Here is a 22,180-nt window from a genome sequence, read left to right as displayed (position 1 = left end):
GGAAAAACGCCACTCTGCGTGCCCGAATGGCTAGCGGGCGACCTTTGCCTTTTCCTTGGCGGTGCGCCAGGTTTCGATGAGACGGCGCAGCGTGCCGATGTCGTAGGCCACGGCTATGCCGAAGAATACCAGTAGGCCCATGCCGATGCTGGCGCCCAAACCGGGCATGAGGAACATGATGAGCGGCCCGAAGAAGATGATGAACGGGATGATCAGAATGCTCGAGCAGCCGCGCACCTCGCGCCCTATGGCGAACAGTATCGTGGCGATGAGGTAGACGAACATGCCCGTGGCCAGGCCACCCATGGCGGCGCAGAGCCCCAGGATGCCAGCCTTCACGGCAAGCAGGATGCCCGAGCGCTTCAGGTCTTCCTTTGCCTCGGCGGCTTCCTGGGCGGCCGTCTTCGTGGGACGTTGCGTGAACGTGCTGGTGAAGTCCACGAAGTCGAACGGATCGCCGGTCTGCCCATTGCGGTTGGCGCCAATGTTGTCCCAGCTGGTCCAAACGTACGTGAATGGCTGTCCCGCGAAGGGGTTCTGGCCTGCGAACGGGTTTTGCTGCGTTCCCTGAGCGCCTCCGTAGGGGTGCTGATAGGTGCCCGCATAGCCTGCGCGGGGCCCGTATTCCGGGTCCCACTTTCGAGACAGAAGCACGTCGCGCGCTTCGTTGATGCGCTTGGTGGCGTCTTCGGCCGACTTCTTCTTTTCGGGGTCGGTGAACTTATCGGGGTGGTTTTCCCTGATCTTCTGCCGATGGGCCTGCTTGACCTCATCGTCGCTGGCTCCGTCGCGGAGCCCCAGTATGTTCAATGCTTCGGATTTTTTCATGCTAGACACCATACGGGCCGATTTGCCTGTTTGCCTTGTGGTTCGTGATGTGTCAACGGGGCGTAACCGTTCCGATAGTATATCGGGTCCGTCAATGGTGATTATTACGAAACGATGAATGATGTGTGGTGGCCGAGCGCGGGTGGGCTATCCTGATGCAATGCAAAAGAGTACGCAAGCTGAATGGATGGTTATGCCAGAGGAAATGAAGCAGGGGAATCAAAGCGAGGGGCAATTGGAGTCGCAGTCGCAGGGCGCGGCCGCTGCGTATGATGCGAACGACGCGCAGAAGCAGCCCGTCGAGTCTCCCGCGGCTTCCACTGGCGCGCCCGAGCCGCCAGCCGATTGGCGTGCTGAAAACCAGCCGGCCCCGGGGGCGTTCATCGATGAATTCCGTTCTGGCGATAACGAGCCCGTAGAGTTGAGCCCCGTCATGAAGGCCGCTTGCCTGGGCTTGGGCATCTTCCTGGGCATATTCAGCTTTATCATCCTGTTTATGGTGGGGTCGAATCGCTACGTTCGCATGCAGGTGGTGCGCTATTGCATCATTGGCATGATCGTTGGCTTCGTCATCGACCTCATTCTGCTGTACGGCATGGGCTCCCTTACCGATGCTTCCTCGCTGTACGCTTCGCTCGGCTTGGGCGGCGCGTCTACGGGCGGCTCCTCGTCGGGCAGTAGCGTGTTCTAGTGGAATTCGTCGTTCGCTTCCAGGCGGATGGTAGAATGCCAAACGACAATCATGTGAGATAACGACCGTCTGGTGCAGACGGCGCGCTGCGCGCATTCGCGCCGCGCGAATGCGTAGAACAAGGAAGGCGCCACCATGGCAATCCAGAAACCCGAGGGAACCGAAGACCTGCTTCCTGTCGACGAACGCTTTTACCGCCACTTCGTGGATACGGCCGCGCGCGTGTTCGGCCGCTACGGGTACGAGCCAATCGAGACGCCCCTGTTCGAGCAGACGGAGCTGTTCGTGCGCGGCATTGGCGAGTCCACCGACGTGGTGGGCAAGGAAATGTTCACCGCCATTTCGGGCAACAACCTGAAGACGCTGCTGGATGGTGGGAAGATTCGCTCGAAGAGCCGTCTTTCCCTGCGCCCCGAGGGTACGGCGGGCGTGGTGCGCGCCATCGCCCAGCATGGCCTTGCTCCGCAGGGTGGTGCTCCGGCGAAGCTCATGTACGCGGGTCCGATGTTCCGCGCCGAGCGCCCTCAGAAGGGTCGTTTGCGTGAGTTTCACCAGGTAGGCGTTGAGTGCATTGGTGCCGATGCGCCGTCGATCGACGCCGAGGGCATCATTATGCTCATGCGCTTCTACGAGGAGATTGGCCTTCCGCGCGAAAACATGCGCTTGCTCATCAATTCCATGGGCGACGAGGCATGCCGCCCCGCGTATCGCGAGTCGGTGCGTTCCTACATCATGGATCATGCCAGCGATATGTGCGAGGATTGCCGGCGCCGTGCCGACATCAATCCGCTGCGCGCGTTCGACTGCAAGGAAGAGGGTTGCAGCGCCATCATGGCCAACGCCCCGAAGATTCCTGACGCCCTATGCGACAGTTGCAAATCGCATTACGAGCAGGTAAAAGCCTATCTGGATGCCGCTGGGATCGAATATATCGAAGACCCCACGCTCGTGCGCGGTCTCGACTACTACACCCGTACCGTCTTCGAAATCCAGGTGGACATCGAGGGCATGGGCTCGCAGAGCGCCATTGGTGGTGGCGGCCGCTACGATGGCCTCATGAAGGAGGTCAGCGGCAAGGAGGCTCCTGGCTTTGGCTTCGCCATTGGCTACGAGCGCTGCAAGATCGCGCTGGAGGCCGCGGGCGTGGAAGTGGCCAGCCAGAAGCAGACCGACCTGTTCATTGCGTGCGTCGACGACTCCACGCGTGCCGCTGGGTTCATGCTTGCGCAGCAGTGCCGCGATGCCGGTCTTGCCGTGGAAATCGACCATCAGAATCGTAGTCTGAAGAGCCAGTTCAAGCTTGCTGACAAGCTGGGTGCCGCCAAGGTGGCCGTGCTTGGTCCCGACGAGGCGGCCAATCGCCAGGTAAGCTTGCGCGACATGGCTACGCACGAGCAGCAGCCCGTGGCGTTTGACGAACTGGTATCCGCGGTTCGCGCGTAGGGGAATTCTGTCATCCGCATAGGCAATTACGACTATTCCGCGCATTCGCGGTTTGCGTCGTACCTATGCGCTACAATGCTTTAGTTTGCGAATAGTCCCGCGCGGGTTGGCCGCGCGATTCGGATTGGTAACAAGGAGCATTAGGCAAGATGGCAGATTTCAAGAACGAATACTGCATGCACACCCACACGTGCGGCGAGCTGCGCGCTGCGGATGTCGATGCGCAGGTCGTGCTTACCGGTTGGGTATGGCATAACCGCGATCATGGTGGTCTTATCTTCGTTGACCTGCGTGACCGCGATGGCTACACGCAGTGCGTCTTCGACCCCGATTGCGTGACGGCCGACGAATTCCACATTGCCGAGCATCTTGGCCGCGAGTTCGTCATCGAGGTCAAGGGCACGGTGCGCGCACGTGGCGAGGGGAGCGTTAACCCCAACATGGCCACGGGCGAAATCGAAGTGCTCGCCAACGCCATCAAGGTGCTGAACACTTCCGTTACGCCTCCGTTCTCCATTGAAGACGGCATCGAGACCGACGAAACCACGCGCATGAAGTGGCGTTACATGGACCTTCGCCGTCCCGAGATGTACAAGTCGCTGCTTCTGCGCCACACCGTGGCCCAGGCTATGCGCAGCGCCCTGAACGCTCGCGGCTTCCTGGAAGTGGAAACGCCCATCCTGGCGAACTCCACGCCCGAAGGTGCGCGCGACTACATCGTTCCCAGCCGTCCCAATCCCGGCAAGTTCTACGCATTGCCCCAGAGCCCGCAGCAGTTCAAGCAGATGCTCATGTGCGGCGGCATCGAGCGTTATTACCAGATTGCCCGTTGCTTCCGCGACGAAGACCTGCGCGCCGATCGTCAGCCCGAGTTCACCCAGGTCGACATCGAGATGAGCTTCGTCAATCGCGACGACGTCCTGCAGATGATGGAAGACGTCATGGCCGAGGTTCTGGCTGCCGTGGGCGTGGAGCACGAGTTCCCGCTGCAGCGCATGCCCTGGAAGGAAGCCATGGATCGCTTTGGCTGCGACCGCCCCGACACGCGCTTCGGCATGGAGCTCGTCGAACTCACCGACATCGTGCGTGGTTGCGGTTTCGGCGTGTTCAGCAAGGCCGTGGAAGCCGGCAACATCGTAAAGGCCATCAACGCGAAGGGCGCTGGTGACTGGAGCCGTGGCGACATCGAGAAGCTGGCCGACGTGGCTGCCGCCAATGGCGCAAAGGGCATGGCCTGGATTGCCTACACCACCGACGGCAAGGAAAAGAGCCCCATCATCAAGTTCCTGGGCGAGGAAGTGCACGAGGCCATCAAGAAGGCCATGAACGTGGAACCCGGCGACCTGCTCCTGTTCGCCGCCGACACGTTCGCCATCGCGAACGCCGTGCTTGCCGCCCTGCGTCTGCACATGGCCGACCTGTTGGGCATCGATCGCAGCGGTCACGCCCTGCTGTGGGTCGTCGATTTCCCCATGTTCAACTACGACCCCGAGGAAAAGAAGTACGCTGCGGAGCACCATCCGTTCACCATGGTGCCCGAGGAAGACATCGAGAAGATCGAAACCGCTCCTCTCGAGGTTGGCAGCTATAGCTACGACCTGGTTATGGACGGCTTCGAGGCAGGCGGCGGCACCATCCGCGTGCACAACGCCGAGCTTCAGAAGCGCATCCTGCGTCGCGTGGGCGTTTCCGAGGAAGACCTCGAGGTGAAGTTCGGTCACCTGCTGCACGCACTCGAGCTGGGTGCTCCTCCGCATGGCGGCATCGCCCTGGGCCTCGACCGCCTGTGCATGCTGCTGGCTGGCAAGGACAGCATCCGCGACGTCATCGCCTTCCCGAAGACGAGCAGCGCCGCCGATCCCATGACGGGTGCTCCCAACGTAGTTTCCGGCCGTCAGCTCAAGGAAGTGAACCTGCGCATCCTGTAGCGCCGAGCTTCATAGAATATGAAAGCACCTCCCTTTGTGGAGTGAACCCCGATAGTTGGACTGGAAGCAAAAGTTTCCAGTCCAACTTCTTTTCGGGGAGGCGCTTTTTCGTGTGGCTGTCGTTTGCGTGCTGCGGCTTAGACGCGGTTTGCGGATGGGGCGTTGCGCAGCGTGCGTGCCGTGCCTAGGCAGCGTTCAGGCTATCGATGATTTCTTGCTTGCTATGCACGTTTAGGAGCGTGTAGATGCGCTTGAGGTGCGTACGTACGGTATTCTCGCTGATGAAGAGCTTCTTTGCGATGCTGGGTGCGTCATATCCGTGCGCCACGAGGTTCAGCACCTCGATTTGGCGCGTGGTAAGGCCATGCGATGCCCCCAGGCTTTCCGCCTTTTCCTTCAGGATGTCTCGCTCCTGCTCGGTCGGCTGCTCGGTGATGGTGCGCTCGGGCGCATCGACGCCGTCTTTCTGCTTGTGCAGCACGAAGAACATTACGAGGGAACAGGCATACAGCAGCAGGAATGCCAGCACCAGGGGCTGCGCTACCATGCTGGCGAATGCGCTCTGCAGCGACCCAATGAGAATGCTGCCGATGCCCTCGGCCAGGTAGAGCACGCCTGCCATGAGGCCGTATACGAAGTCGATGGGCAGGTTACGCTGCTGCGCGATGGCGATGCTCTGCATGGGCACGACCATCGAGAACATCACGAAGAGCGCGCTGCTTAGGAAGGAGAGCATGGGGTGCAGTGGGTCGGGCACCACGGCGAAGAGCAGCATGGTGGTTGCGATGATGGGGAAGACCACCGTGTAGGTGGCGGTGATGGATGGGTCCTTCTTCAGGGCGATCCAGCAGACGCCCATGATGGAAGCGCTCACGATGTTCTGCAGGTGAATGAGTAGGGCCTGTTGGGTGAAGTCGAGCGGCTCGGTGGGTGTGCCTCCGTTCGCGATGCCCGAGATGACCGCCGCGATAAGGCCGATCATGGCGATGCAGAGCAGGGGCTTGAAGAGCGGTTGCGTGCTTTCGCGCGTAGGTATGGTGGCGGGGGCGGCCTTGCCTTCCGTTTCGCTGCTTTCCTTTACGCAGTACAGCAGTACGAGGGTGGCGAATGCCATGACGAATACGGCGAACAGGATGCCTTCGCTGGGCGTGGCCAGATAGAGCGAGAAGGGCGCGAATGAGAGCGCCGAACCGAATACGAGTACCTTTTTGGCCGATGGCGTTCCTATGCTAGCGAAGACGCGAATCCAGCATAGGAAGAGCAGCGTAGTCCCCGTGCCCAGACATGCGCCTGAAGCGAGCGCCAGGCCGAAGGCCGGGGCGAAGACCTGCCCAAGTAGAAGAATGAGGCCCGCCGAGACGGCAAGCGTTGCGGAAAGCAGCACGTTCTTTTCGGCAATGCGCTTGCCGCGTGCTCCTACGGCTGCGATGACGAAGAAGGTAAGTATGTTGGTAATCGACAAGGCGATGCGCCAGGTGTCTGATGCGTCTGCGCCCAGCAGCGTGCGGGGCAAAAAGGTGAACCCCCAGAGCGAGAACGAGTTGAGCGCGAGAAAGCAGGCGTAGCCCGCAACGGCCGCCCAGAACCGCGGTTTGCTTTGCAGCATGTGAATCCCTCCAATAGACGCACGACGCGTCTTTCCCTCGCATGCAGCGCGCAAGTGTGCATGCGTGCGCGTAACCTCCCTCTGGAAACGCGTTCTCCGATTATCGCATATGCGATTCGCTCCGTCTGGCGAGTGGGTGACAATTTGCGTTTTCCCAGGTGGTGCTTTCACATGGATTGGGTGATTCTGGAAAGCATGGACAACGGGTGAAGAAATCGTGGTGAGCGGTAGTCTAGCATCGGGGTCACGTTAGCGAGGCGTAATGGGAGTGCCTCGCACTTGTGTCCTTGAGGAGGGAACAAAGGTATGGAACAGATTTCAAGAAGGGGATTTCTCACAGGCGCTGCCGCTGCCATGGGTGCGGCTGCCGCCGCTGGTGCGGGCCTTGCGGGCTGCTCTTCGCCGAACGCGGGTGGCAAGTCTTCGGGCTCCGCTGCTGCTGAGTCGATGACGGCCGATTCCGCTAAGAAGGTAAAGTGGAGCTTCGAGATCGCTCCCGACATGCCTGCCGACAGCGAGATTTCCCAGACGTACAGCGCCGACGTCGTCGTGGTTGGCTCGGGCGTGAGTGGCATGTGCTGTGCCGTGTCCGCTGCCGAGTCTGGCTGCGATACCATCGTGGTATCCGCTGGCACCAAGGCAGTTGGCCGTGGTGGCTCGAACCAGGCCATCGGCTCGAAGTACCAGAAGCAAATGGGCATCGAGGATAGCCCCGAGCTGCGTCGCGAGCAGACCATGATCGAGCAGCTTGCCGCTACCATGTTCTGCGATATGCGCAAGTGGGCTCGCTGGGAGGCAAACTCCGGTGCGTTCATGGACTGGATGATCGACAAGATGGCCGCCAAGGGCCTGTCTTGCTCGCTCGAGCCTGCGTACTATGATCCCGACGGAGTTATGTCTTCGCCCGCTGCGTCGCATAACTTCTTCAATGCAGATCAGCCCATCGGCGTGTTCTATGGCGCTCCGCTGATTGCGCAGGCCTACGCTGACACGTTCACCGACGACCTGGGTGGCAAGATCTACTTCCAGCACAAGGCATACTGCCTGGTGCGCGAGAACGACAACAAGGGCCGCGTTTCCGCCGTCATCGCCAAGGATTCCAGCGGCAACTTCGTGAAGTTCGAGGCCAAGAAGGCCGTTGTCCTGGCTACGGGCGACTTCTCGAAGAACGAGGACATGATGGCTCGTTACTGCCCCTGGCAGTACGAGAAGATGAAGGACCAGCTGATGTTCGGCGAGCCCGACTACGACGTCGAGATGAACTACAGCGGCCTCATGGACGGCATCGGCCAGCGCATGGGCCTGTGGGTTGGCGCCGCCTGGCAGCGTACGTTCCCGAACCCTTGCGCCATCAACAGCGCAGGCCTGGGGCCGGCTCTGTGCGTCGTCGACAACTTCCGCGGCATCAACCTGGCTTCCGATGGCAAGCGCTTCATGAACGAGAATACCAACTTCGCCTACTGCGCGTATGCGAAGATGCAGCTTCCCGACCAGACCGCGTATGGCATCTGGGATACCGCCTATGCGTACACGCAGGAAGAGTGGGAAGGCCTGGGCTACACCGTGGGCGAGGCAAACGGCATTCCGAAATCTACGCCCGAGCAGATGATCGCCATGTGGGATAAGAACGTCGAGTCCGGCAGCTATGTGAAGGCTGACACCATCGATGAGCTGCTTGCCAAGCTGGACGGTCTGGACGCCGCCGAGGCCAAGAAGAGCATCGAGGCCTACAACAAGTACGCTGCTCAGGGTCTGGACGAGGAATACCATGTGAATCCCGAGCTGCTGCATCCCATCGCTACTGGCCCGTTCTACGGCTCCAAGACCGTGGGTGCGACGTTCCTGTCCACCATGGGCGGTCTGCGCACCGATGCGAACATGCAGGTGTGCGAGGAAGACGACACCCCCATCGAGGGCCTGTACAACGTCGGTTCGATGATTGGCGACTTCTACGCCAACTCTTACAACTTCGGGTTCCCCGGCCAGAACTTGGGTGCAGCGTGCGGCTGCTTCCCCTGGCTGCTCGGTCGTGATTTGGCCAAGCTGTAGGCTGTAGCCTGCGGGTTGGAACCATCCCTCCCAGGAACGGGGTCGCGTTTGCGCGCGGCCCCGTTTTCTATTGGAAGTGCTTGGCATTTTGCCTGATGGTAGAATTGCCGTGCGGGCGAAGGCTCGCATCGTATGATTGAACCTGCGCGCGGGGCCGCTGCCCTGCGCGTGGAGCTAATTGAGGAGGGGATATGCCTACTAAGGGCATGAACGTGAAACGGGGTTCCCTGGTCGTCTTGCTGGCTGTCATTATGTGCGTTATTGCGCTTATGGCATTTCCGCAGTACGCGATTGCCGACGAGGGAGCGCTTGATGCGCCGTCTGCTGTTCCGGCGACAGAGTCTGAGGCCGTGCCGTTGATGGGCAACGATTACGTGTGGTTTGGCAAAACGCTGGACCTCTACGGTGGTTTGGTCAAAAACGATTTCGTGGGAGCGGGCGAGAGCATAACGCTTTCGGGTTGCCAGATCAAAGGCGGTGTTCGCGCTGCTGGTCGCGTGGTTGACCTCGTGGATACCGAGGTGACAGAGAACGTTACTATCGCATCGCAAGACGCGAGCCTCGCCAAAGTGCAGGCCAATGCCATTGCTGCTGCGTGTTCGACGTTCGCTTTCGATGGGTCGTGTTCCAGCATGTATGTATTCGCGAACTATGCCTATATCGACGGCACCGTTTCGGGTGACGTGGCGGTGTATGCCGACCGCGTTGAGATTGGCCCCAATGCCCATATCATGGGCACCTTGCGCGTGGAGGCATCGCGCGATCCCGTGGTGAACCAAGGCGCGCAGATCGCTCAGATGGAGTTCACCTCCAACCATAAGGACGAGAAGTTTGTTGATGCCGCGACCGCGTTTGCGGGCGCTGTGTCGGCGTTCGCCATCTTCATAGCGATCGTCGGCCTCGTGAGCACGATTGTCGTATCGCTCCTGGCAGAGTGGCTGTTCGGGCGCCATACGGCTGCTGCGGCTCGACTGCTGCGCGAGCGTACGGGTGCCGTGATTGGCACGGGCATCGTTGGCGCCATTGCCGCTCCCGTTGCAATCGTACTGCTGTGCGTGTTTGTCGTTACGCTTCCGGTTGCCGGTGCGCTTGCGCTGGCCTTGGTTGCTATGACGGTGGTCGCTGAGGGCTTTGCGGGCGCCTCTATTTTCAAGCTGGCATTTCCCCGCATGGGTCGCTTCAAGGTTGCGCTTGCCGGCGGTGCCATCATGGCCGTGCTGGGCGTCGTGCCCGTCGTTGGTGGCATTGTGCATGCGCTGGCGTTCATGTACCTTCTGGGGTATGCGCTGCAGGCTGTTTATCTTGCGCGCCGTGGTGGCAAGGGTAAAGGCGGCGCGGTTGGCGCATCGGGTGCGCCCAGCCCGGTTGCAGAGTAAGTGCTTGTTTGCGCTGCTCATGTCGATGTCGATGCGTGCGGCTGCGTTTATACGCACGGCGATGGGACTGTAGCGCGCTGTGGTTCGCGTTGCGCATGGACGTCTTTCGTCAGGTAAGAAGCGGTAATATTCACGCATCTCGATGTAATGTGACGTTCCTATTCAATTAAACCGATATAAACCGTGAATATTTCAAATCCGTATTGCAAAGCGGGCAAAACAGATGCAATATACGCCTCACGAGAACGGCGGCATTCGCGTTGCGCCCTCCTTTCGCCCAATGCGGCCGAGCCTTTGCTATCTCTCACATTACCCGAGCAGAGGATATTCCGTTCGACTACTAAGCGTCGCTTTGCGGCGCTTTTTGTTTTCCTAGAGTCGGGTTTCATTGCTTGCACGCTGTGTGTTTGATGGGCTGTGGGCGGAAGAAGCGTTTCGGCTCGGATTCTGGCGTCCTGATGTCAGTCCTCTCATGCATTTGGGCAAATGCGCCCGATGAAATGTAAGAAATGCAACCGTTTACACGTTCGCTGGCGTTCAAGCTTGCTCATGGAAAACTGCGACCTGGGGTAATGCCGATCGGGGGATGCGGGACGGTGCAATGTGTCCCGTCTGGGTGGCTCAATTGCGGAAATCCACGTGTAAACGGTTGCATTTTTGCAAAAACGACCCGCTATTTTGCTCAGTTTGCGCTTTGGTGTCTGTTTGGCTGTCGCAATGCGTGCGCTTTGGCAAATTTGAGTGCCTTTTTGTAAAAAATTCGTCGTTGTGCACATCGACGAATTGCTCGGATGTTGCGACAAAAATAGCGAACTGGGGAAACGCTGTAGCCAATCATTGAGAGTTGAGGTATTTGACGCTTAAAGCGTCAAAATGGGCCCAGACGTTCTCGAAAAATGTTCTGAACGACGAATTTTTTACATTTTGGGCTTCGATTTTGCCAAAACCGCGTTTTGCGCGAGCGCGAAGTCGTTTTGGGCAGGCGTGGCGAGGGAATCGCTCTGGTTTTGGCCTCGATGCCGGCTTCCCGGTCGCAGTGCCGCTCAGCGCACGGCACTGAGCGGAGTGCTGAGTTTCTGGCCCCTTGGGGGCTTTAGCGGCTGCTTCGCTTGAGGCCGAGGCGCCAAGCCCCCTTGGCCTATGCGCTCCAGAAATCGCGTACGAGGGAGTGGCGATCGGGTTGGGACGTCTTCTTCAGGATGTTGTGCACGTGTACCTTCACCGTGGAAAGGGCCAGGTTCAAGTCGCTCGCGATGTTCTGGTTATCCTTGCCCATGACGATGAGGCGGATGACGTCGCGTTCGCGCTTCGAGAGCCCGTTTTTCTTGGCGTAGAGCGGCAACACGCGCGCAATCGATTCCTCCATGGCCTCGTCCTCGCGCTCGGGCGGGGCGTCGTAGCGTAGACGGAGCGTTTCGTTTGCGGCTCGCATCGTCATAATGGCCAAGGTGAGGAACAGCATGTTTTCCATGGGGTTGCGCTCGCTGAAGAACCACATGTCGTTGGGCAGGGTGGAGGGGTCGAAGATCAGCTGGAAGTAGACGTTTTCCAGCACGATGCCCACGGTGCAAGCAAGCGAGACCCAGTAGGCCACGCGATGGCGCCTTAGGGCGGCGCGCAGCACTTCGTCACCCGTTGCGTACCAGTACGCAATTACGGCCGCCATCCAGAACAGGAGCACCTCGCGCATGCTGTAGAAGCAGAACTCCCGCGCCTGCACGTTGCCGATCGCGTTGAATGCAATCAAGCTGGCCAGAATGTACGCGATGATAGGCGCGGTGACGAGCACGCGGTTCACCTTGCCTAAGTAGCTGCAGATGGCAAGCCAGAGGAATAGGAACATCCCCGCTCCGCTGATGATGGTGGCCTGCGGGTTGCCCACATCCCAGAACGACGATGCGTTCAAGATGGCGGTGGGCGTGATGAAGTCATCTTTGAACACCAACGATACGTCGATGAAGTAGAAGACGAAGCACAGTGTTAGGAGAAGGAACGACTTGCGATGCGAGACGAAGTACGCCGAAAGGCTCGTGGCGGAAGCCATCATGTAGACGAACATTACGCCAAGCGTGTAGTAAAACAAAACGGAAAGCATCGCGTTAGGCCCCTCTCTTGCAACCCCTTGTAACGAATGCCGTTTAGCGTGGTTCATTCTATACCCTAACCGTTTTGGGCGCGCGGTGCCTTTTGCCCGCATCGGTAAGGTGAGCTGCGGTTTATGCGTGATGTAGCCGCATGCCCCGAGATTTAGTTACGAAATACATCCGCGTAGAGACTTCTCTAGACCTGTGCGCGTTTCCCCTGCAATGCCAAGGTTGCCGTATCGACGTTGCGTCGATGGCGAGCGAGTGCCCACGTGCGTGCGAACGCTGGGGCGTAAGCTCGTTGAACCCGAGCAAAGGAGGAGATATGTCTGAGGTTGCGGCAAGCGCTCCGGTTGGCGTAGACGAGCCAGCTGGGAAGAAGGGGCGGGGCAAGCGGAAGTTCAGCTTCCCCTCGGCGTTTACCATTCTGTTTGCGGTTACGATCATCGCGGCGCTGTGCACGTACTTCGTGCCGGCGGGCCAGTACAGCAAGCTGCTGTACGACAGCGACACGGGCATGCTGCAAATGACGGCCCCGTCGGGCGAGGTGGTGGAGCTGGACGCCACGCAGGAAACGCTTGACGAGCTGGGCGTGAAAATCGACATCGACCAGTTCACGTCGGGCGCCATCACGAAGGCCGTAAGCATCCCGGGCACCTACGAGAGCCTGCCGCAGAATCCCTTCCCGTTCACCGACATCCCGTACGCCATGGTCTATGGCGTTATCGACGGCATAGACGTGATGGTCTTCATCCTGTGCCTAGGCGGTCTCATTGGCGCGGTGAAGGCAACGGGCGCATTCGAAAGCGGCCTTACCGCACTCACGCGCAAGACGAAGGGTCGCGAGTTTCTGCTGGTCTTTGGCGTGTCGTGTTTCATGATCTTTGGCGGCACCATGTGCGGCCTGGAAGAGGAGGCCGTTGCGTTCTATCCCATCCTGGCACCCGTGTTCATCGCGCTTGGGTATGACTCTATCGTGACCGTGGGCGCCATCTTCATGGCAAGCTCCGTGGGCACGACGTTTTCCACGGTCAACCCGTTCTCGGCGGTCATTGCCTCGAATGCCGCCGGCACCGTGTTCACCGAGGGCCTGTGGGTGCGTCTGCTGGGCTTGATTGTGGCGTCGGTGGTGTATTTGCTGTACTTGCACTGGTATAGCAAGAAGGTGAAGGCGAACCCCGAGTTCAGCTATGCCTACGAGGACAGCGCCAAGTTCAACGCCATGTGGAAGCTGGAAGAGGACGCGGGGGAGAAGCACGTTTTCACCGCGCGCAAGAAGATCGTGCTGTGCATCTTCGTGGCTGCGTTCATCATCATGATCGTGGGCGTCATGAGCTTGGGCTGGTGGTTCCCGCAGATGGCCGCCGAGTTCGTAACGCTTGCCATTGCCGTGATGCTCATCGGCGGTTGTGGAAAGCAGGGCATTGGCGAGTCCAAGATGGTAGAGGCCTTCAGCGCGGGCGCGTCCAGCCTGGTGCCCGTTGCCCTGATCATCGGCCTGGCACGTGGCGTGAACTACGTTTTGAACTCGGGCCTTATCAGCGACACCATGCTCTACAGCGCCAGCAACGTGGTTGCGGGTATGAGCGGCCCCGTGTTCATCATTGCGCTGCTGCTCATCTTTTTCGTGCTGGGTTTCGTGGTTCCCTCGTCGAGCGGCCTGGCCGTGCTGAGCATGCCCATCTTTGCGCCCCTGGCTGACACGGTGGGCATTCCCCGCTGGATCATCGTTGCCGCCTATCAGTTCGGCCAGTACGCGATGCTCTACATTGCGCCTACCGGCCTGATCATGGCAACGTTGCAGATGCTCGACATGAAGATGTCGCATTGGTTCCGGTTCGTATGGCCCATGATGGTGTTCACGCTCGTGTTCGGTGCGGTGCTGCTGAGCATTTGCACGATCGTCTTCGCCGTGTAGCCATCTACCCGTAGTAATCGTCCTTTGGCGCCATTCCGCATGGGGTGGCGCCTCTTTTATGCATGGGGGGATTGTTTCGATTGTGTTACATGACGACGCGTTCTACGTGGAGTTATTTAGGTAAAGAAACGCTTTTGCGTGCTGGAGCGGGAGCGCGCGCAAGGGCGTCTGTACAATTGATACTCCGCGGGAGCTATAGACGATTGCGTCCGCGTTAGACGAGAAGCGGTTATGCAAGGAGATGTATGTCAACAGTTAAGTTCGGCGCGCACGCTCATGCGGATGCGCGTATCGGCGAGTTTGTGCAGAAATTCCCTCGCCGTGTAGAGGCTACGCCGCCGGGCATGTGCCCCGTTGCGGTCGTCCAATCGTTGTTGCAGACTTCTGCGGTCCAGACGTGCGGAAAGTGCGTCCCTTGCCGCGATGGCCTGCCCCAGCTGGTGAAGATGCTCCAGTCGGTGCTGGATTGCCAGGCTTCCCCCGAAGACCTGGAGCGCATGCGCGCTCTGGCGGAAGTCGTTGCCGATTCGTCCGATTGCGCCATTGGCTATCAGGCTGCCCGTTCCGTGCTGGAAGGCATGGAACTGTTTGCGGATGAGTTTGCCAGCCATGTGAACGAACATCGCTGTCTTTCCGACGTGGAGCAGACGGTTCCCTGCGAAACGCTGTGCCCTGCGCACGTGAACGTACCTGCGTACGTTGCACTGGCGGGCGAGGGCGATTTCGCTGGTGCCATCGGCATGATTCGCAAGGACAACCCGTTCCCCACGGCATGCGCCTACGTGTGCGAGCATCCGTGCGAGACGCGTTGCCGCCGCAAGCTCATCGACGCTCCCATCAACATTCGCGGCATCAAGAAGTACGCGGTCGACAACCTGGCCGCCGACCAGGTGCCCACGCCCAAGCGCAACCCCGATACCGGCCGCAGTGTTGCCGTCATCGGTGGTGGCCCTGCTGGCATGACCAGCGCATACTACCTGGCACTCATGGGGCATAAGGTTACGGTGTTCGAAAGCCACCCCGAGCTGGGCGGCATGATGCGCTATGCCATTCCGCCGTATCGCTTCCCTCGCAAGCGCCTGGACGAAGACATCAACGCCATCCTTTCCGTGGGCAACATCGATGTCCGCTACAACACTACCGTCACTGCGGAAAGCATGAAGGACATCGCGGAGTCGTTCGACGCCGTGTACGTTGCCATTGGCGCCCAGAAGGGCCGCACGCTTTCCATCCCGGGTGCCGAAGGTGCCCGCGGTATCATTCCCGCTATCGACGCGCTCGCTCATGCGGGCCTGCCCACGTTCCCCGACATGCAGGGCAAGAACGTGGTGGTCGTAGGCGGCGGCAACGTGGCCATGGACGCCGCGCGCTCCTCGGTGCGTGCTGGTGCCGCCAACGTCACGGTTGCCTACCGTCGTAGGCTGGAAGATATGACGGCGCTGGAGACCGAAATTCATAGCGCCATCGAAGAGGGCGTGGAGATGCTCATGCTCCAGTCGCCCGCTTCCGTGGAAACCGACGAAGAGGGCAACTGCGTGGCGCTTATCACGCAGCCCCAGATGATCAGCGCCGTGAAGCGCGGACGCCCTGCGCCCGTGGCTGCCAACAAGCCGGAAGTGCGCATTCCTGCCGACCTTATTTTGGTCGCCATCGGCCAGGACATCGTGTCTGCCCCGTTCGAGGAGTTCGGCCTGAAGGCCAACCGCGGTTGCTTTGCCGCCAACGCTGAACTGCAGGCGGATGGCTTCCAGAACGTGTTCGTGGGTGGCGACTGCCAGACGGGCCCCAAGACCGTCATCATGGCCATTGCCGCAGGCAAGGTTGCCGCGCGCAACATCGAAGAGTACCTGGGATTCCATCATAAGCTCGACTGCGGCGTGGAAGTGCCCGTTGCGGCTCCCAACGACCTTACGGAGTACGGTCGCGTGGACGTCGTGGAGCGCCCCGCGCGCGAGCGCAAGCATGATTGGAATGCCGTCGAGGTCGAAATGACCAAGGAAGAAGCCGTGCAGGAGTGCGGCCGTTGCCTTCGCTGCGATCACTTCGGTTGCGGCACGCTGGTGGGAGGACGTGTTGAAATTGATTAATCTGGTTATCGATGGCCAGCAGGTTTCCTGCTCGTCCCATGACACCATTCTCTCTGCCGCTCACAAGGCCGGTATTCGCATTCCCAAGCTTTGCTTCCTGAGGGCCACGAACAATATCGCTTCCTGCCGCGTGTGCGTGGTTGAAGTGGAAGGCGCTAGCCGCCTGGTAACTGCCTGCAATACGCCTGCCCAAGAAGGCATGGTCATTACCACGAACTCTCCGCGCGTTTTGGCTGCGCGTCGTACCGCGCTGTCGCTGATCCTTGCCAATGGCGGCAAGAATGCGCTCGAGGCGTTCGACGGTCAGGCTACCGAGTTCGCCCGCGTATGTCGCGATTGCGGCGTGGACTCCTCTGAGTTTCAGGTTGCACCGCAGGCCGAAGAGCCTGTGGTAGAGGGCAACCCCTTCCTGGCCTACAACCCCAACCTGTGCATCCAGTGCCAGCGTTGCGTGGGCGCTTGCAATAAGCGCGCCGGCAACCATACGCTCGTGGCGGGCAAGCAGGGCATTCGCTCTACCATCGTGGCGCCGTTCGGCCCCGATTGGAAGGCGACCAACTGCGAATCGTGCGGCAACTGCGCCCAGGCGTGCCCCACGGGTGCTCTCACCAGCCTGAACAAGCGCTCCTACAACGCCGACGAGGTTTCCTACGTTCGCACGACGTGCCCTCATTGCGCTACTGGCTGCCAGTACGACCTGGTGGTCAAGGATGGCCGCATCGTTGACACGCGCGCCGCGAAGGGCCCTTCGAACAACGGTCTCCTGTGCGTGAAGGGTCGTTTCGGCAGCTTCGATTTCGCACAGTCCGAAGACCGCCTTACCACGCCGCTCATCAAGGATCGCTCTACGGGCGAGTTCCGCGAGGCTTCCTGGGACGAGGCGCTCGACCTGGTAGCTTCCAAGTTCGCCGCGCTGCGCGATGAATTCGGTGGGGAAGCGCTCGCCGCGTTTGCCTGCGCCCGTTCCGCCAACGAGGACATCTACATGCTCCAGAAGATGGCGCGTACGGTATTCCGCACCAACAACGTGGATAACTGCGCTCGCGTGTGCCATGCGCCCAGCGTTGCCGGCCTTGCCCGCACGCTTGGCTCCGGTGCCATGACGAACCCCATCCGCGACATTACGAACGACGTCGACGTCATCATGCTCGTGGGCTCTAACCCCGAAGAGGCGCATCCCGTCATCGGCATGCAGATTCGTCAGGCCGTGGAAGCGGGTGCCCAGCTCATCGTGGTCGACCCGCGTGACATTGGCCTTACGTCGAAGGCCGACATTCACCTGAAGCTTCGCCCCGGCACGAACGTGGCGTTCTCGAACGGCATGGCGCACATTATGATCGAGGAAGGCCTCATCGACGAGGAGTTCATCGCTCAGCGCACCGAGAAGTTCGAAGAGTTCCGCGAAATGGTCGCCTCGTACACGCCCGAGCGCGTTGCCGAGATCTGCGGCATCGACGCCCGCGACCTTATCCAGGCTGCTCGCCTGTATGCCTCTGCTGAAAAGGCCCCCATCATCTACTGCCTGGGCGTTACCGAGCACTCCACGGGCACCGAAGGCGTTATGTCCATGTCGAACATGGCCATGCTCTGCGGCAAGCTGGGCAGGCCCGGTTGCGGCGTGAACCCCATTCGCGGCCAGAACAACGTTCAGGGTGCCTGCGACATGGGTGCGCTGCCTACCGATTTCCCGGGCTACCAGAAGCTCGCCAACGAAGAGGTCGTCAAGAAGTTCGAAGACGCCTGGGGCGTGGAATTGCCACGTTGGCAGGGCCTGTGCGCTACCGAGGTGTTCCCGGCGGCCATTGAGGGCAAGATCGAGGGTCTGTTCATCTTCGGCGAGGACCCGGTTCGCACCGACCCCGACACGCATCACGTCATCCGCGCGCTGGAAAGCCTGGACTTCCTGGTCATGAGCGAGCTGTTCCTTACGGAAACGGCCAAGTACGCCGACGTCATCCTGCCTGGTCGCGCTTACGTGGAAAAGGAAGGCACGTTCTCGAATACCGAGCGTCGCGTGCAGCGCATCCGCAAGGCCGTGGAAGGCCCCCAGGGTTCGCGTCTGGATATCGACATCTTCACCGACATCATGAATCGCATGGGCTATGCGCAGCCGAAGGTTACGTCCGCCCAGGTAATGGACGAGATTGCCAGCCTTACGCCTTCGTTTGCGGGCATTAGCCACGCGCGCCTGGATAGCGACGAGGTTGCCGGCCGCGGCCTGCAGTGGCCGTGCCTGGGCCCCGACCATCCGGGTACGCCCATCATGCACGTGGGCACGTTCTCTCGCGGTCTGGGCATGTTCTCCGTTGCGGAGTACCGTCCTTCCACGGAACAGCCCGACGAGAGCTTCCCGCTCATCATGATGACGGGTCGCGTGCTCAGCCAGTACAACGCCTGCGCCATGACGAGTCGCACCGAGGGCCTGAACGAGATGTGCGGTTCTTCGTTCATCGAGGTGAACACCAAGGATGCCGCCGAACGCGGCATTGCCGACGGCGACAAGGTTCGCGTGTTCTCGCGCCGTGGCGAAATCATTTCCACCGCGCGCGTTTCGGGCAAGACGAATGAGGGCCAGACGTGGATGCCGTTCCATTTCCAGGACGGCAACAGCAACTGGCTCACCATTGCCGCGCTCGACAACATCTGCGCAGCTCCCGAATACAAGGTCTGCGCCATCCAGGTGGAAAAGGCATAGCGCCTGCTTCCAGAGCCGTAACGCAAACGGGTGCGAGCAATCAGCTCGCACCCGTTTTTTCTTGCAGCGGAATTGTTTGTAAGGGCGGCTTACCCCAGCGTGCGCATGTTTCCTTCGCGTTTGGTGATGCCGCGTGCGTCGAGCAGCTCCAGCAGGGGAACGGCGTACTTGCGCGTGGTGCCCAGTGCGTCCTTCAGGTCGGCTACGCTGGCTTCGCCATGTTCTTGCAAATACGCTTGCACGGTTTGCACGCACTTCTGAATGGCCGTCTCACTGAAGAACAGGTCGGCGTCGAGCTTCGTCACCTTGCCGTCGCGCTTCAGCTGGTTCAGGGCCTTGTCGCCCATGCGCGGGTCTACTCCTGCCTTCGTGAACAGGTCGGTGCGTAGCGGGGGCGTGGCGAATTCCGCATCGAGCACGGTCAGCAGCGCGGCTGCGGCGTCATCGATGGCGGCAGCTGCGGCGCCTTGGGCGCTGGGGTGGCCAATGTGGCCGCCGGAATGCGTGGCCTTGCCTGCGGCCTCCGCCTCGCGTACGAGCGCGGAAAAGCAGCTGGCAGAGCAGCGCGGCGCACTCTGGCGCCGTAGGTCTTCGGACGCAATGCCAATGGCCTGCGGGTTCTTCGCGTGGAATGCCAGCAGTGCGCGTTCGATGGCGCTCACGTGCTTCTGCACGACGCGGCGTGTGGTGTACAGCGTGTCGCTTTCCGCTTGCAGCGTCACGAGCTTGCGGGCTGCAGCGGCGGCTTCCAGGCATTCGGAAACGACTTCCTCGGGCAGGCCCAGCCCGCGTGCCAGCGAAGCGGCGCTTGCGGGGAATTCCTCGCGTTCCACCGCAGCCTGCACGGCCGTGGCGGTGTTTCCGTCGCGTAGCGCGTCGAGCATGGTGCGATCGACGTCGGTAAGGTTCGTGCGTCTACGCGGATGCGCCAGCAGGATGCGGCCACCGCCGGCTACTTGCACGGGCGAGTACGTGCGCACGATGAACCGGTCGCTGCTGGCAACGGGCAGGGGCTCTTCCAGGCGAATTTGCGCGTACGTGCTTTCTCCCGAGGCCAGCGTCTTCTTGCCGTCGCAGAACAGCACGCGACCCAGCACCTCGCGAGTGCCGTGGGCCACGTGCATGCGCGCGCCCGTTTCCAGGGGCTTGCCGGTTTTGGCAGTGTCCAGATAGGTGAAGAACGCGTCGAAGCGGTCGCTCGTGGCCAGCGTGCCGGGCTCGGCCAGGAAATCGCCGGGGGTAATCTGGCTGGTGGAAAGGTCGGGCAGGTTCAACGCCACGCGGTTGCCGGCGCACGCCACATCTACGGGTTGGTCGTGCATTTGAACCGAGCGGATGCGGCTCGTCTTGCCGCTGGGAAGCACTTCCACGGTACCGCCCACGCGCGCCTCGCCGCTCCACAGCGTGCCCGTAATCACGGTGCCTGCTCCCTTGATGGTGAACACGCGGTCTACCGGCAGGCGCAGCGCGCGGTGTTGCCGCGCGGGCTCCACGCCCGAGCATGCGCGCTGGATAGCGGCACGCACCTCTTCCACACCCGTGCCCTCAACGGAACTCACGGGGATGATTTCTGCCTGAGCGTAGGGCGTATTCTGCAGGAACGAGCGAATCTCGTCGCTCATGAAGGCAATCCAGTCGCTGTCGACCAGGTCGGCCTTGCTCAGGGCCACTACGCAGGCGGGGACGCCCAGCGTTTCCAGAACGGCAACGTGTTCGATGGTCTGCGGCATGATGCCATCGTCGGCAGCGATAACCAGCAGCGCCACGTCGATGCCGGTGGCGCCCGCGATCATCTGGCGTACGAATCGCTCGTGACCCGGCACGTCTACCACGCCCATGGTGCGGCCGTCGGGCAATTTCAGCTGGGCGAACCCGAGCTCGATGGTGATGCCGCGCTTCTTTTCCTCGCGCAGGCGGTCGGGATCGGTGCCCGTAAGCGCCAGCGTGAGCGACGATTTGCCGTGGTCGATGTGACCGGCGGTGCCCAATACCAGATGGGGTGCATTTGCCATGGCTTATTCTCCTAGGCGATCGAAGTAGGCTGCAACGCCCTGGGCGATGGCCTCGATTTCCTCGTTGTCAAGCAGCGTGCGCGCGTCGAACAGAAGGCGCTCGTGGGAAAGGCGCGCCACGATGGGGACGGGGCAGCGCTTCACCAGGTATTCGTCGGCGCTCTGTGCGTCGCCCTGCAGGAAGCGCACCTCCACGCAGAACGTGGGGATGTCGTACATGGGCAGCGCGCCACCGCCGGCGCGTGACGTTTCGGGCACGATGTCCACTGCGATATTGCCGGGGTGTACCGTCGCCAGCAGCGCGCTCTTCAGCTGCTCGGCGCGTTCCGCAACGGATTCGGCGCTTTCGGTAAGCATGCGCAGCGTGGGGATGCGCGTCTTGGCGTCGTCGCCCAGGTACAGGCGCAGCGTGGCCTCTAGTGCGGCAATGGTCATCTTGTCCAGGCGCAGCGCGCGGGCGAGGGGATTCTTCTTCAGGCGGTCGATGAGTTCCTTGCGGCCGCAGATGATGCCTGCCTGCGGGCCGCCCAGCAGCTTGTCGCCGCTGAACGACACCAGGTCGGCGCCAGCCTTCAGCGACTGGGCCACAGTGCTCTCGGCGCGCTTGCCGAAGCTTTCCTCCAGGTGCTCGAATGCGCCCGAGCCCTGGTCCTCGTACACCATGATGGGCTCGCCTTCGCGCTTTGCGTTTTCCGCATCGGCTAGGGCGCGCAGCTGTTGGATGCTCACCGTCTCGGTGAAGCCCTGAATGAGGAAGTTGCTGGGGTGCACCTTCAGTAGCATGGCGGTGTCGGGCGTGATGACGCTCTCGTAGTCCTCGATGTGCGTCTTGTTCGTGCAGCCCACGTCGATCATGCGTGCGTTCGACATCTCCATGATGCTGGGAATGCGGAACGAGCCGCCGATTTCCACGAGCTCGCCGCGCGAGACGATGGCCTCGTGCCCGCGGGCGAATTCGGCGAGCACCATGAGCACGGCTGCGGCATTGTTGTTGACGGCGATGGCGGCTTCCGCGCCCGTGAGCGCGCAGACCAGACTTTCGTAGTGGTCGTGCCTGCTGCCGCGTGCCATCTTGTTGATGCTGTATTCCAGGGTGGAGTAGCCGGTGATGGCGTCGTTCACGGCGGCCACGGCTTCGGGGGCCATGACGCTGCGGCCCAGGTTCGTGTGGATGACCACGCCCGAGGCATTGATGACGCGGCGCAGCGAAGGGCGCTGCAGGGCAAGCGCGGTGCGAGCGGATGCGTCGGCCACGGCCTGCAGGGTCACGACGGGGGTTTCCCCGTTCAGGATGCGCTGGCGCAGCCCGTCGATACTCGAGCGCACGGCATCGGCGGCAATGGAATGCGGAACCAATTCCAGCATGGCCTTCATGTAGTCATGTTTCAGCACTTCCTCTACCTGGGGAAGTGCGCGTAGGAGTTCGCGGGATGCGTTTTCCATGAACGGCTCCTTCTGCAATC

The 22,180-nt window shown here is 60.9% G+C and carries 13 protein-coding genes; 8 read left to right on the top strand and 5 right to left on the bottom strand.

The window, feature by feature from the left end; genetic code table 11:
* Window positions 1-30: 30 nt before the first annotated feature.
* A complete protein-coding gene (locus E7002_RS02560; protein ID WP_303727350.1) occupies window positions 31-828 on the bottom strand; it encodes a J domain-containing protein in 798 nt (265 codons plus the stop codon).
* 193 nt (window positions 829-1,021) lie between these two features.
* Here E7002_RS02560 and E7002_RS02555 point away from each other — a divergent pair, with 193 nt between their 5' ends.
* From E7002_RS02555 to aspS, 3 genes are all read left to right on the top strand, one after another.
* The gene (locus E7002_RS02555; protein WP_303727349.1) at window positions 1,022-1,519 is read left to right on the top strand and encodes a hypothetical protein; all 498 of its coding nucleotides are present in this window, start codon (window positions 1,022-1,024) and stop codon (window positions 1,517-1,519) included.
* Window positions 1,520-1,654: 135 nt separating this feature from the next.
* On the top strand, window positions 1,655-2,962 hold the full coding sequence (gene hisS, locus E7002_RS02550) for a histidine--tRNA ligase (RefSeq protein WP_303727348.1): 1,308 nt from the start codon (window positions 1,655-1,657) through the stop codon (window positions 2,960-2,962).
* 149 nt (window positions 2,963-3,111) lie between these two features.
* Window positions 3,112-4,890: an aspartate--tRNA ligase gene (gene aspS / locus E7002_RS02545; protein ID WP_303727347.1), complete on the top strand. Its 1,779-nt coding sequence runs from the start codon at window positions 3,112-3,114 to the stop codon at window positions 4,888-4,890.
* A 184-nt stretch (window positions 4,891-5,074) separates the two neighbouring features.
* Here aspS and E7002_RS02540 read toward each other — a convergent pair whose 3' ends face one another.
* Entirely contained in the window at window positions 5,075-6,496 is a 1,422-nt protein-coding gene (locus E7002_RS02540) for a LuxR family transcriptional regulator (protein ID WP_303727346.1), read from the bottom strand.
* Window positions 6,497-6,802: 306 nt separating this feature from the next.
* On the opposite strand from E7002_RS02540, the gene E7002_RS02535 reads away from it, so the two are divergent.
* Together E7002_RS02535 and E7002_RS02530 are read left to right on the top strand one after the other, a co-directional pair.
* Window positions 6,803-8,545, top strand: a complete 1,743-nt coding sequence (locus tag E7002_RS02535) for an FAD-dependent oxidoreductase (RefSeq protein ID WP_303727345.1) — start codon at window positions 6,803-6,805, stop codon at window positions 8,543-8,545.
* A gap of 191 nt (window positions 8,546-8,736) precedes the next feature.
* Window positions 8,737-9,921 (top strand): polymer-forming cytoskeletal protein, encoded by a 1,185-nt coding sequence (locus E7002_RS02530; protein ID WP_303727344.1) that lies wholly within the window; start codon window positions 8,737-8,739, stop codon window positions 9,919-9,921.
* A 1,138-nt stretch (window positions 9,922-11,059) separates the two neighbouring features.
* Here the strand turns inward: E7002_RS02530 and E7002_RS02525 are convergent.
* Window positions 11,060-12,016: a LuxR C-terminal-related transcriptional regulator gene (locus E7002_RS02525; protein WP_303727343.1), complete on the bottom strand. Its 957-nt coding sequence runs from the start codon at window positions 12,014-12,016 to the stop codon at window positions 11,060-11,062.
* 314 nt (window positions 12,017-12,330) lie between these two features.
* On the opposite strand from E7002_RS02525, the gene E7002_RS02520 reads away from it, so the two are divergent.
* The 3 genes from E7002_RS02520 to fdhF all read left to right on the top strand — a co-directional run bounded on the left by E7002_RS02520 (window position 12,331) and on the right by fdhF (window position 18,705).
* The gene (locus E7002_RS02520; RefSeq protein WP_303727342.1) at window positions 12,331-13,923 is read left to right on the top strand and encodes a YfcC family protein; all 1,593 of its coding nucleotides are present in this window, start codon (window positions 12,331-12,333) and stop codon (window positions 13,921-13,923) included.
* A gap of 245 nt (window positions 13,924-14,168) precedes the next feature.
* Window positions 14,169-16,010, top strand: coding sequence for an NAD(P)-binding protein (locus E7002_RS02515; protein ID WP_303727341.1), 1,842 nt, complete (start codon window positions 14,169-14,171; stop codon window positions 16,008-16,010).
* Entirely contained in the window at window positions 16,003-18,705 is a 2,703-nt protein-coding gene (gene fdhF, locus E7002_RS02510; protein ID WP_303727436.1) for a formate dehydrogenase subunit alpha, read from the top strand. The genes E7002_RS02515 and fdhF overlap by 8 nt, the downstream gene beginning before the upstream one ends.
* 89 nt (window positions 18,706-18,794) lie before the next feature.
* Here the strand turns inward: fdhF and selB are convergent, their stop codons facing one another.
* Both selB and selA read right to left on the bottom strand, forming a co-directional pair.
* Entirely contained in the window at window positions 18,795-20,717 is a 1,923-nt protein-coding gene (gene selB, locus E7002_RS02505) for a selenocysteine-specific translation elongation factor (protein ID WP_303727340.1), read from the bottom strand.
* 3 nt (window positions 20,718-20,720) lie between these two features.
* On the bottom strand, window positions 20,721-22,160 hold the full coding sequence (selA, locus tag E7002_RS02500) for an L-seryl-tRNA(Sec) selenium transferase (RefSeq protein ID WP_303727339.1): 1,440 nt from the start codon (window positions 22,158-22,160) through the stop codon (window positions 20,721-20,723).
* Window positions 22,161-22,180 lie beyond the last annotated feature (20 nt).

This window comes from Denitrobacterium detoxificans, assembly GCF_015062615.1.
GTDB classification, from domain to species: domain Bacteria; phylum Actinomycetota; class Coriobacteriia; order Coriobacteriales; family Eggerthellaceae; genus Denitrobacterium; species Denitrobacterium detoxificans_A.
Note: the sequence above shows the minus strand (reverse complement) of the source record. Positions and strands in the feature narration are given on the sequence as shown.